Genomic DNA, 12690 nt, shown 5'->3' with positions numbered 1-12690 from the left:
GTATATAGTTTTTATTTATAACAGCTACATACTTACTAATACGTATATGTTATGGTCTATGAGTTCAACTTACTATTAAATGATGTTCGCTTATTCTTTAAAAAAGTAATCGCATCAATGGTTTTCAGCAACCATTTTATTTCGCCTGCGCAACTGCACGAAAAATTTATTCAAAACGAACTACCTAAAGGACAAGATGTTTTTTGGTTAAACCATAGCCATACACTAAGCAAGGAAACAAATAAATACAATAACATAAAACAGCTGACTTACACAGGTGATTTGCTTGTTTACTACTTAACAGCACCTAAAGAAAAACAAATTGTTTTTAACGAATCGGTTGATACTTTATTTTATTCCACTACGCTACATGAAAGAGATATTGAAACTTACCTTATTCAACTGTGTTTTAAACTAAAAACCAAGGGAACTATTTTTATTGGCATTCAGTGCCATACTAACGATTGCTCCAATGCTTCCATGCATGAGCTAATACAACTCATTAAAAGGTATTTTAGCAATGCTGTTATTTATAGTTCGAGTATGGATAAAGGTTTTACTGATTTATTTAAGCAAGCTCAAATACCTACAGTACGTTTAACAAACAATGAGTATTTGCCTGCGGTTGCCAGCCAAATGCAACAAACCACCAATCTTATATTTAAGGCTGAAAAGTTAAACACACCTAAAACATTTCGCAATAGCCGGTTTTTCCACGACTAAAATTTTAAACTTATATTTAGCATGATATTTAATAGAGAACGACCAAGTTTTGAAACAGCTAATAATGTAACAGTAAAACGTTGTTACTATGCTTACCAATTTTCTAACACGTATATAAAACCTCAACACAAAGTAGTTGATATTGGCTGTGCCAATGGATACGGAACGGTTGATTTTACTTTAAAAAGCAATAACGTTATCGGGTTGGATTACTCTAAACAAACCATAGCTGATGCCAGTAAAAAGCAATTACTAAACAAACGTATTACTTTTAAGCAAGCCAAGGTACCACCTATACCTATGGATGAAAACTCTGTTGATATACTAACCTCATTTCAGTTTATTGAACATATAGAACAAAGGGAGGAATTTGTAAAGGAAGCACATCGTTGTTTAAAAACGGGTGGGCAGTTTATTTGTACTACACCTAACCGCTTGCAATCGTTTGCGCGAAACCCTTACCATGTTTTTGAGTATACATTTGAAGAAATGGAAACGGAAATAAAAAAGTACTTTTCATCGTATACCATTCTGGGTTTACATGGCAACGACTCTGTAAAAAAATATTATAAAGACAACCAAACCTGGGTGGATCTGGCCTTGAAATATGATAAGTTTGAGTTACATAAAAAACTCCCTTCTTGGTTACTTACTTTACCATATAATATTATAACCAGCATTATGAGGAAACAGCTTTTAAAACAGGACGAAAGAAGGGCCTCTATTTCAACACACGATTTCTTTTTAAGTGACAGGAATCTGCACGAGGCAATTGACATATTTGTAATAGCTACTAAATAAGCTTGTTTTTATATTGATTTTGAATGGTAATATCCGTAGTTATAGTAATAGCTACGGATATTATTTTTATTTCAATTGTTAGTCTCAATGGGTTGACTACACCTTCACCGGAAATATTGTTATTATTACCTAGCTCACTTTCAACCAAAACAATATTTTTTTACATTTTATTTTTCTAAAAACCCAACACATACGCCATACGCATACGTACCCAATAACAGAAAGAACAATTAATCAATTATTATATGAAAAAAATAATCAAACTACCCTTCACTTATTGTATGGCACTGCTAGTTTATTGTGCTTTGTTTTTAAACACAAGCACACTTAAGGCACAAACTTGTAATCCTTATTACACCTCTTTGGTTGGCACAGGCACTGCCAACAAAACAGTTAACTTTAACAGCACCAATTACGACAGTACAGTACAACACTTCTGGACATTTGGTGATGGAAGTACAGGCATAACCAGAAACCCGACTAAAACTTATGTTAATTATGGCACCTATATGGTTTGCCACCGTGTAACCAAACCAGGTGTATGTAATGATACTTTTTGTACCGTACTTTATTTAACGCCTTCAAGCCCGTGCACGGCTAATTTCAATTACTTTAAAGATACCATAAACAGTACGGTGTATTTTAACAATACTTCTACCGGCACTAATTTATTATATACCTGGACGTTTGGTGATAGTACAGGCTCTACCTTGCAAAACCCAAGCCATGCGTATGCTAATCCCGGAACTTATACTGTTTGTTTAACTATACGTGGTGCGTTTGACTCTACCTGCTACAGCACAAAATGCTCTACCATTGTTGTTACCAATGGTAACAACCAACCATGTATAGCTAATTTTACTTATTCTAGAGATAGTTTAAATAATGTTCATTTCATTAATTCGTCAAGCGGCAGTAACTTAGCTTATTACTGGACATTTGGAAACAACAGCACTTCTACAGCAATGAACCCAACTAAAACATTTACACCGGGTACTTACACTGTTTGCTTAACGGTACAAAATTTATTGGATTCTAATTGTTACCATACCAAGTGTTCAACCATTACTATACCTGCTGCAAACATACCATGTGTGGCTAAGTTTACTTATTACAGAGACACCATTAATAATGTTTTCTATTTTAACAATACATCAACAGGTAATAACTTAGGATATTACTGGAACTTTGGCGATGGTACTACTTCTACTACCATGAACCCGAATAAAACATTTACTTTACCGGGTACTTACAATGTTTGTTTAACCGTTAGAAACTTATTAGACTCTACCTGCACCAATACCAAATGTTCAACCATAGTGATAAGTGCAGGTAATACCCCATGCCATGCTAATTTCACCTACTCGTTAAACCCACAAAAAGTTAATTTTAACGATTACCCTTGTTTGTTTAATGCAACAAGCAGCACTGGTAACAACTTATTGTACTATTGGAATTTTGGCGATGGATGGACAGCAACAAGCGCCAACTATTTACACCTTTTTAAACCCGGCACTTATAATGTTTGCTTAACGGTAAGAAATGCATTTGATTCAACCTGTATAGATACCAAATGTACAACAATAACTGTAACAGGTGATTCTTCACAACCATGTCATGCAGATTTCGTTTTTTGGCAAAGCAATGCATCAGCACATTTTAACAACACGTCAACAGGAAATAATATAAACTTCTCATGGAACTTTGGTGATGGAACTACTTCTACCAGCCAACATCCTATTCATTACTATACATATGCTGGTAATTTTACTGTTTGCTTAACTATTTCCAGCACAACTGATTCCTGCTACGACACTAAATGCAAAATAATATATGTTGACTCTGGTTTATTTAAATGTAATGCAGCATTTAATTACCACTTAGACAGTTCACGTGTGGGTGTTTTCCAAACATTAAATCCTCAACCAAGCGGCACTAATTATTTCTGGGATTTTGGTGATGGATCCTCGTCTAATTCTCAAAATCCAGCGCATCAATATGCTACAAATGGCTGGTATCAAGTTTGTTTAACAGTATGGAATAACATTGACTCGTGCCACCAAACAGTATGCGACAGTATACACATTAATAATGTAGGCACAGGAGTAAAAACTGTAGAAGGCATGAGCATCAGCAATATGTACCCAATACCTGCCAACAATGAACTGAACATTGATTTACTTAGTGTATTCAACCAACCGGTTGAAGTAAGTATTACTGATATGGCCGGAAAAGTATTTTTAACTAAAACTTTTACAACACATGTTGGACAAAACAATATTAAATTAGATATTAGTGATTTATTTGGCGGCATGTATATGGTACAAATAAGTAACGAACAGGGACGGATAAGTAAAAAAATGATCAAGTAATATATATTCAACAATAAACACAAAAGACAGTAGACTAAACTCCTACTGTCTTTTGTTATAAGTAAATGCAGGAACTCAACGAGATTATAGCACAATGTAAAAAACAGGATACAAGGGCAGAGTATGCCTTGTATCAAAAGTGTTTTACACTGCTTATGCCTATATGTTACCGATATAGTACCAATCGCGATGATGCCTTGGATTTACTGAATAAAGGCTTTCTAAAAATACTCAACAACATTTCAAAATACAATAATGAACTGGCATTTAGTAAATGGGCAAAAAGTATTTTAATAAATTCCATAATTGATGAATTTAGAATGAATAAAAAATATAGAGAAAATCAGCAGGTAACAGACTTTTCTACATTTAGTAGTAACGAACATCCATTCGATATTAACAAAGCCGAACAAAAACTGAGTGCAGAAGAAGTTTTAACTCAAATAGGCAAGTTGCCTAAAATGAGTAAAGAAGTACTTAACCTTTATGTATTTGAAGGATTGAGTCACAAAGAAATTAGTTTATCATTAAACATTAGCGAAGGAACATCAAGGTGGCACTTGTCTAACGCAAGAACACTTTTAAAAGAGAAGCTGAGTACTATTTTATCATCGCTTAAAATGTTAGTATTATGAAACAGGAAGATGAATTATTTGATGAGTTTCTGAGAAAAAAAGGAAACGATGCAAATATACAGTTTACGGAAAGCGACTGGATAATGGCAAAGGATATGATTGCCAACGATCGCTTACAAAAAAAGAATAGAAAACGCTTTTTTCTGCTCTTTTTAACCATGCTGTTTATTGCATTTATTAGTGCTGTTACCTGGAACCATGTAATGTCATTAGATGCTACGGACAATAACAATGCTACCGTTGCTTCATCATCTCATTCTACTACCCCTGCTAACAATAGCCCTGCTACTAATACTACACCATCAACAAATACTGCTAACAACAACGCTGCAACTATAAACACAAAAGATAAAAACAATACAACTGAGGCCGGCAATGATACTCAGGAACCTAACAAACAACAAACTGCTGTTAATGTAAAGGATTACAAAACACGACCTGATAAAACCAATAATATGAGTAATACTGCTAACTCCAATAACTCACAAAGCAGAAAATATAAAAAATTAGCTAGTGCAGCTTTAGCCAATGGAAACAAATTGGATGTTGCATCGCCAGCAGAAAAAGAAGCGCTGATTGAAGAACAAAACAGTGATTATTTATTAATGGATAGTAAAAAATTAGCTGGCTTTAATGTTCAGCTAAACACCTGCGATACTTGCGTACAGGAAAAATCAATAGCTTATAAAATATATAAAAAACAAAAGCAGCGTGCGCAGCAACAAGTTTGGCTGGAGGCAGGGTTAACTTACTACAACCCAAACAACGCTTGGTATAATCCCATTGATTTTTATGCAGGTTTAAAATACCAATACTTTATGGGTGCTAAAACTTTTTTAAGCAGTGGTATCTATTACAGCCGCATTAACCAAAACCAACAAGAGCGTATTATTACCGAAAAAACATATAGTTTTGGTGTGAATGAAAACATAAAAAAATTGAGAACCACTCGTCTTGATTATATTGAAATACCCCTTATGTTGGGTTACTGCATTACACCCAAACACAGTGTACAAGCTGGCATTTCATTTATGTATGTAATAGAGTCTGCTGAAGTTTTAAAAACTACACTGAGCAAAGAATCAAATAAAGAAAGAACTGATTATTTAAATGGATACAGAAACCATATAAATGATATTGACTGGCAAATCAATTTATCATACCAATATTACTTACGCCAAAACTGGCTTATTAATACCGGTTTTTATTATGGCTTAACCAATGTTTCTGTTACCGATAACAATAACAACATCGGCTTGCGTTTAGGAGGCGCCTACAAATTTTAAGCACATGAAAAAATATATTGTTTACATATTACTAATGTGCATTGTTTCCTGCAAAAAAAACATTGATCCCGTTGGCAACACTGGTAATCCTGAGTTTAATGTAACAGGGTTGGTAAACAGCCAAAACCTTAACATAACAGCGGGTATTGATGATTTTTATTTATTTACCGACTATGGGTACGATTCAACCAATGATATAATAACTTATGTAAGTGAGTTCAAAAAACCATGTATTGATTGCAAGGAATCTTTAAAAATAATTATCAGAAATAACCATAACGGAAAAAACGTACCTTTTGCTTTTGACTCTATTTTTGGTTACAGCAATTACAATTATTACATAGATAACCCCACCAACTATAAAGTAAACTTTTTTGCTGCTGATACGATAAATACCACTCATCAGTGGGATTTTGGTGATGGAACTTCTTCTACACTATCCAACCCAACAAAATTATTTCCATCCAATAACAATCCAATTATTACGTACAAAAGTACAAATACGGTAACGGCATGTACTTCAAGTATTGCTAAAAAAATATTCATGAATGCAGATACTATTAATTTAGTTTATCCTGATATGAATATTTTTCCTGATGCTGACACTGCACAAAACGTATCCATATATTTTAACGACACCAGTAATATAAAAACCATATCCTGGCAACTGGGTGATGGTGATACATCAAGCAGTAAATCTGTTTATCATAAATATACAAATCCGGGTATATACCTGGTAAAAGCTACCATTACTACGGTGTACTTAAACCAAACAATAGAAGTAAGCAAAAACATAGCTATTAATACTACTGCCTGCAAGGCTAATTTTAATTTTACTATTACCCCTGAACATAACATACCACAGTTTTCCACTGTAATTATTGAATATACGGATAAAAACGGAGAGGTTTGGCGCTCCAATATAGCCAAACAGGATGCAAGCAGCTATTTTAAAGTATTATCAAAAGAGCCTTATCTGCTTAACGAAAAAAACCAAGCAACACATCGTTTTGATGTAGAATGGAATTGTATTTTAAGCAATGGCAGCAGCAAAATAAATATGAATAATGTGAAAGCTAAAATAGCTTTTGCGCACCCTTAGTTTTTAACTACTCTATTAGTTTGCCTTGTTTTATTTTCTCGTCTAAAAACTCACCGCTTGAATTGTTGTCTTTGGCTTTTTGCCAATAACGCATAGCAGCTTCTTTATCGTTTAGCCTATACATTATATCACCCAAATGTTCTAAAACATCTGCACTTTTTGGCGATATTTTTAACGATTGTTCAATGTATTGTTTTGCTCTTTGGTAATCTTGTTTTTGGTATAAAATCCAACCATACGTATCAAGGTAACTTGGGTTATCAGGGTCTAACTGTAAACTCAAATAACTCATACTGTCAGCTTTATTTAAATTGGTTTTGCGTAAGCTTAAAAAATAAGCATAATTGTTTAATGCATACGCATTATTGGGTTGCAACTGCAAAGCCTCATTATATACAGAATCAACCAAAGCAGGACGCTTAGCATAATGGGCGGCATCGCCAACTATACTTAACAACTGTACTTTTAAATCATCATTATCTACTACATATTCTAAACCTTGTAAAGCGGCAGTAATAGCTATGTCGTAATTTTTTTCCTGTACGTTAATCAATGCTTTAAAATTATAAAACAAAGGCTCGCTTGGAAACAATGTTAAAGCCTCTTCGCAATCTTCTAAAATACCTTTGTTATCGTTTAACTCCTGCCCACAATACAATATTTGTTGCCATACCGCAAAGTTGCTTCCATCCAGCTTGGCTGTTTTTCTATATTCTTCTCTGGCCTCTGCATATTTTTTATCCTGCATATACAAATCGCCTAACAACATAGTGGCTGTAGGTTCGGCCTTATGTGCATTTTTATATATCTGAACCAATTCGTAGGCTTGGGATTTGGCTGATTTGCCAGCTTCCGGTGTAACAAAAGGCACTAAAATTTGTATCTTACTTTTTATCTCTAAATCGGGCGATGCAATGGCCTTTTTCAAATAAGCATAAGCCAAATCAATTTTGCCTTTTGAACGGTAATACTCGCTTAAAGCTATACTGGCATAACCGTTGCTTGAGTCTTGCGCCAATATCTGGTTATAAATCTCCAATGCTTTTGCATCCTCTTTGTTGGTTATATATAAATCGGCCAACATGCCTTTGTACCTTACATCAGGATATAATTTTATTAAGCGCTCTACCTCTTTTATAGCTTTGCCTATTTTATTTTGTTGCAGATATATTTGTTCTTTCTTAATAATCACTTCTTCTTTCTGCCCCTGCCCTGTTGCTTCTATTCTATCCAGTATTTTAATTGACTTGCTATACTTTTGTATATAAAAATAACAAGTAGCGGCTTCGTATAAATAATTAACCTCTGGCTTTATCTTATCGTACATGTAAAGGTATTGCTCTGCCGATTTTTCATAGTTCCTGGTTGATTTATATAAATCAGCCAACAGGTTATTATACCATACATTAGTGGCATTTAGCTTCACGGCTAAAGCTGCGTACTTTAAAGCTTCGCTGGGATTTTTTTGGGTATACAGAATTTCTGCTATCTGGTAATAGACGTTAGCATTATCAGGGTCTAAAATAATAGCTTCTTTAAAAGCAAATGCAGCCTCGCTTAAGTTGCCCTGCATCTTATCCTTCATGCCTCTAAAAAATACTTTATCAAAAGCTAAGCGTTGTTCTTCTGTTAAATTTCCTGTTTGTCCATGTACGCCATATATCATGCCCAACATCAATACTATTACTAGTTTTATACTATTCAATTTCAATTGCTTTCTCCAATCTTTAATCTAAACAAACATACATATTTTCATACGGTAAATTCAATACTTTCATCTGGCATAATTACCTCTTAACAATTTTTATCATCTCATTGTTTCCCCACTGTGCCATAGAATTTAACACCGGATCCAATGATTTACCTAAGGCACTTAACGAGTACTCCACATACGGAGGCACAACAGGTTTAGCCTTACGCACCACTAACTGATCCATTTCCAATTCCTTTAGTTTTTCAATAAGCATTTTTTCCGATACGTTGGGAATGGCTTTTTTTATTTCATTGTAACGCTTGGTTCCCTGCGAAAGTTGCCATAAAATTAATGGTTTCCATCGCCCTCCAATTACACTCAATGTTAGCGTTACCGGGCAATGATAATTTTCAATTTGGTTTTGAAAATTGGTTGAGGTCGTTTTTCTTTTATTCATTTTTTAACACACTTTTTAGTAAGTACTAGTAAAAAAGTAAGTACAAATTTATGTTTGTCCCACAATTAAACAACATAAAAAAAATGAAATACATTATCACAGGATCGTTAGGCCATATTAGCCTACCAGTAGTAAAAAATTTAGTGGCCGCAGGCCACCATGTAACAGTAGTTAGTAGCAACGCAGATAAGACCAAAGCTATTGAAGCATTAGGAGCCCAGGCGGCTGTTGGTTTAGTAAGCGATGCTGCTTTCATAAACAAAACCTTTCAGGGTGCCGATGCCGTTTATTTAATGATTCCTCCCAATTTTGCAACTACCGATTTGCTGCAATATCAAAAAGAAGTAGCTGACATTTACACGCAAGCCATTGAATTAAACAAGGTAAAAAACGTAGTACAATTAAGCAGCATTGGTGCACATATGCGCAATGGAGCCGGACCGATTGATGGCGTAGCTTATTTGGAAGAAAAACTAAATCAATTGAGTAATACCAATATAAAAATGTTACGACCTTCCTACTTCTTTTACAATTTATTTAACATGATTCCTTTAATAAAAAATGCAAATATTATGGGAAGTAACTTTGGCAATACGGATGAGAAATTGGTATTGACTCATACCAGTGATATAGCCGATGCAGTAAGCCACCATTTATTAAACTTAAACTTTACAGGTGCAAGCATTCAATATGTAGCCAGCGATGAATGCTCCGTTGCTGATATTGCCACAGCCTTATCAAGTGCAGCCAATAAACCAAACACACCTTGGATAACTTTTAGCGATGCCGACTCCTTAAATGGCATGTTACAAGCTGGTTTGCCGGAAACTATTGCCAATGGGTATGTACAAATGGGTAAATCAATACGTGAAGGTTTAATACAGGCTGACTACTGGAAAAACAAACCACAATTAGGTAAAGTAAAGCTAGCTGATTTTGCAAAAGAATTTACTGCTGCTTACAACGCTTAATAACCTGCCTATTACTTAGTCAAATGCCAAGGGATATTTTCCTTTGGCATTTTTTTTATAAAGTAACGTTTACTCTTCTACACTAAAACTTTGCTTGCCGCTTAATAATTCAAAGTATAAAATAAAATCGCTGAGTAAGCTATACAAGGGATAGGTAAAGGTAGCGGGTTTGTTTTTTTCAAAAAAATAATGCCCAACCCAAGCAAAACCGTACCCAGCTATTGGGCAAAACAGAAACCACTTGGGTTGATGAAAAATAAAAGCCCCGAAAAAAATAAACAGAAACAGGCTGGTGCCCGCAAAATGAAGCACTCTACTGGTTGTGTTTTGGTGTTGGCTCAGGTAAAACGGATAAAATGTTCTTAAACTGGTGTACTTTTTTTCCATACTGCAACATAAAATTAAAAACCTACATTTTAAACTAACAAGGTTCAGGTATTTTATTAATCGAAATTTGATTTTGAATATTGATACTAAACCGTATTTTAGCTGCCATAAATAAACAATAACATTTTATAACAATGAACTTTCCAGAAAACTTAAAATACACAAAAGATCACGAGTGGATACGTATTGAAGGCGATGTAGCATATATCGGAATTACTGATTTTGCACAAAAAGAATTAGGCGATATCGTTTATGTAGATATACCTAGTAAAGGTAAAACAATTGCCAGACATGAAGTATTTGGAACAGTTGAAGCCGTAAAAACAGTATCCGACTTATTTATGCCACTTTCCGGTGAAATTCTAGAAGTAAATAGTGGTCTTGATCAAACTCCTGAAGATGTAAATTCAGATGCTTATGGCAAAGGATGGATGGTTAAATCAAGCATAACTGAGCAATCGGAAGTTGCCGATTTATTAGATGCTGCTGCTTATAAAACCTTAGTAGGTGCTTAATAGCAAAAAAAAATATACCAATGCCTTATTCAAACTTGTATTGAATAAGGCATTTTTATTTACCCTAGTTGCTGGTTTTGGCACTTTACATACTTTTGGGCAAAACAGGAACCAATTAGGCAATTTTATCAGTGTAAATGGCTTTGTGAATGGCCAAAGTAAATTAAGAAGCAACGATTCCCTACTCAACAACAGCGCTTATCGTTTTGATTACCGACAAGCTGGTATCAGTTACAAACACAATCTATTCTCTAAATTTAACCTGATAGATAACAACCTTACATTTAGTCAAGTTAGTATAATACCGGGTTTACAACTGGCACATGCCGATTTTGGTAAAGACCAGTTTACCAGAAATTTTATAAACTTAAGTTTAGGCTTATTAGGTATTTTTCATACCTCGCCTAAAAATACTTTTATTGGTGCGGCAACAGCTATGGCCAATGAAGATGAATATACTTTACCCAATGCCTATTTAAAATACGCAGGCGCTTTTATTTACACCAGAAAAGTAAATCCAAAATTTTCGTATAGAGTGGGTATTGCTTTAAGCTATGTTTTTGGCGACCCACGTGTGTTACCCTTGTTAGGGGCCAGGTGGCAGATTAACAAAAAATCTATTTTAAACTTTACGCTACCACTTAATATAAACTATAAGCACAGTACCAAATACCAAAACTTGTTTTATGGTTTTAGCAGCAGAAGTTTTGGTGGTTACAACCGTTTTCAAAACAAATTAAACATTGACACCATTAACAGAGTGCTGGTTATGCGCAGAAGGTCGTTTCAAATTTCAACTGACCTGAAATACATCGGTAATAAATGTTCCATTATTGGGCAACTAGGTATTAATGCCAATCAAAACGTTCGGTTTACCGAAGAAGACAATAACAATATATTAAACAATTTTGAGTTTAGTGGCACCAATACATTGTTTGCACGCATTAGTTTTATAATTCCTGTCGGACAGGTAAAACATAGAAAAAATAAGGATAACAAGCTGGAGTCTGTAGATAGCGAAGACCCCGCCATCAATGATGAAATAAACGATTCATGGATGGATTTTTAGCTTTCCAGATTAGCCACTATGACTGCTACTGCATTTTCATTCACCTCGTGCTTACCTTCAAAGGTTTTAAATACGCAATTGGCATTTGCAAACAATAACTGGTGTGCTTCAATTTTCTCAGGTTTAATAATTTGTTCTTGGTCGCCCACCAAATACAAACTTTTCTGGGTAGCTAGTTTTGGAGGCAATACTTCCTGAAACTCCTTCCCAATTTCGCCTGCAATCATTACCGCATAATCAATTGGGTAATTACTTTGGTTAATAAAACGTGTTTGGGTTGATACACCTTGGCTAAAACCTAAAACAATATGTTTGGCTTTGGTAAACGAGGTTAGTTGTAATGCCTCAACCAGCGTATTTAAATAATGGGTGTAATCGGCTATTTCATGCTCACGTTCTAAACTGGTCATCCAACTGGCTACAGGGCTGCCGCTAAAACCACGGGAGTAAAATCTATTTAAACCTTCGGGAGCTATTACAAAATGTTCATCGCCTAAACTTTCAAAACTGTTTAGAAAAGCTTCGGCTGTTTGCGCATAACCATGTATAACTATCCAGATATATTTTGTGCTATCCGTTAAAGTACCTTGGGTAAAATAACGGGCAGTTTTGCTAACTGATAGGTAGTGTTTTTGCATTTGTATAAAGCAATGACAATAACCAAGTATTGTCATTGCTC

Annotated in this window: 13 protein-coding genes; 9 read left to right on the top strand and 4 right to left on the bottom strand. The window is 34.7% G+C overall.

What is annotated here, in order from left to right; all coding sequences use genetic code 11:
• Positions 1–51 precede the first annotated feature (51 nt).
• The 6 genes from V4538_04360 to V4538_04335 all read left to right on the top strand — a co-directional run bounded on the left by V4538_04360 (position 52) and on the right by V4538_04335 (position 6919).
• Positions 52–723 (top strand): hypothetical protein, encoded by a 672-nt coding sequence (locus V4538_04360; protein ID MES2380249.1) that lies wholly within the window; start codon positions 52–54, stop codon positions 721–723.
• Positions 724–744: 21 nt separating this feature from the next.
• Complete coding sequence (locus V4538_04355; GenBank protein ID MES2380248.1) at positions 745–1524, top strand: class I SAM-dependent methyltransferase; 780 nt, start codon at positions 745–747, stop codon at positions 1522–1524.
• Between the two features lie 245 nt (positions 1525–1769).
• Positions 1770–3896 (top strand): PKD domain-containing protein, encoded by a 2127-nt coding sequence (locus V4538_04350; protein ID MES2380247.1) that lies wholly within the window; start codon positions 1770–1772, stop codon positions 3894–3896.
• Positions 3897–3961: 65 nt separating this feature from the next.
• Positions 3962–4531: an RNA polymerase sigma factor gene (locus V4538_04345; GenBank protein MES2380246.1), complete on the top strand. Its 570-nt coding sequence runs from the start codon at positions 3962–3964 to the stop codon at positions 4529–4531.
• The gene (locus tag V4538_04340) at positions 4528–5817 is read left to right on the top strand and encodes a porin family protein (GenBank protein MES2380245.1); all 1290 of its coding nucleotides are present in this window, start codon (positions 4528–4530) and stop codon (positions 5815–5817) included. Before V4538_04345 ends, V4538_04340 begins: the two co-directional genes overlap by 4 nt.
• Positions 5818–5821: 4 nt before the next feature.
• Positions 5822–6919 carry a PKD domain-containing protein gene (locus tag V4538_04335; protein ID MES2380244.1) on the top strand — a complete coding sequence of 366 codons (1098 nt, stop codon included), beginning with the start codon at positions 5822–5824 and terminating at the stop codon, positions 6917–6919.
• 7 nt (positions 6920–6926) lie between these two features.
• Here the strand turns inward: V4538_04335 and V4538_04330 are convergent, their stop codons facing one another.
• Both V4538_04330 and V4538_04325 read right to left on the bottom strand, forming a co-directional pair.
• Positions 6927–8630, bottom strand: coding sequence for a tetratricopeptide repeat protein (locus V4538_04330; GenBank protein ID MES2380243.1), 1704 nt, complete (start codon positions 8628–8630; stop codon positions 6927–6929).
• A gap of 76 nt (positions 8631–8706) precedes the next feature.
• Positions 8707–9069: a helix-turn-helix domain-containing protein gene (locus V4538_04325; GenBank protein ID MES2380242.1), complete on the bottom strand. Its 363-nt coding sequence runs from the start codon at positions 9067–9069 to the stop codon at positions 8707–8709.
• Between the two features lie 83 nt (positions 9070–9152).
• Here V4538_04325 and V4538_04320 point away from each other — a divergent pair, with 83 nt between their 5' ends.
• Positions 9153–10040 carry an NAD(P)H-binding protein gene (locus V4538_04320; protein MES2380241.1) on the top strand — a complete coding sequence of 296 codons (888 nt, stop codon included), beginning with the start codon at positions 9153–9155 and terminating at the stop codon, positions 10038–10040.
• 69 nt (positions 10041–10109) lie between these two features.
• Here the strand turns inward: V4538_04320 and V4538_04315 are convergent, their stop codons facing one another.
• The gene (locus V4538_04315) at positions 10110–10427 is read right to left on the bottom strand and encodes a DUF962 domain-containing protein (protein ID MES2380240.1); all 318 of its coding nucleotides are present in this window, start codon (positions 10425–10427) and stop codon (positions 10110–10112) included.
• A 134-nt stretch (positions 10428–10561) separates the two neighbouring features.
• Between V4538_04315 and gcvH the strand changes: the two genes are divergently transcribed.
• Together gcvH and V4538_04305 are read left to right on the top strand one after the other, a co-directional pair.
• Entirely contained in the window at positions 10562–10942 is a 381-nt protein-coding gene (gene gcvH / locus V4538_04310) for a glycine cleavage system protein GcvH (GenBank protein MES2380239.1), read from the top strand.
• 40 nt (positions 10943–10982) lie between these two features.
• Positions 10983–12011 (top strand): DUF6268 family outer membrane beta-barrel protein, encoded by a 1029-nt coding sequence (locus V4538_04305; GenBank protein MES2380238.1) that lies wholly within the window; start codon positions 10983–10985, stop codon positions 12009–12011.
• On the opposite strand, the gene V4538_04300 is transcribed toward V4538_04305, so the two are convergent.
• Positions 12008–12649, bottom strand: a complete 642-nt coding sequence (locus tag V4538_04300; protein ID MES2380237.1) for a hypothetical protein — start codon at positions 12647–12649, stop codon at positions 12008–12010. The genes V4538_04305 and V4538_04300 overlap by 4 nt on opposite strands.
• Between the last annotated feature and the right edge of the window lie 41 nt (positions 12650–12690).

It is taken from the genome of Bacteroidota bacterium (genome assembly GCA_040388375.1).
Classification (GTDB): Bacteria; Bacteroidota; Bacteroidia; order UKL13-3; family UKL13-3; genus JAAFJM01.
The sequence above is the reverse complement of the archived record's forward strand: the minus strand, read 5'-3'. Positions and strand labels throughout refer to the sequence as shown.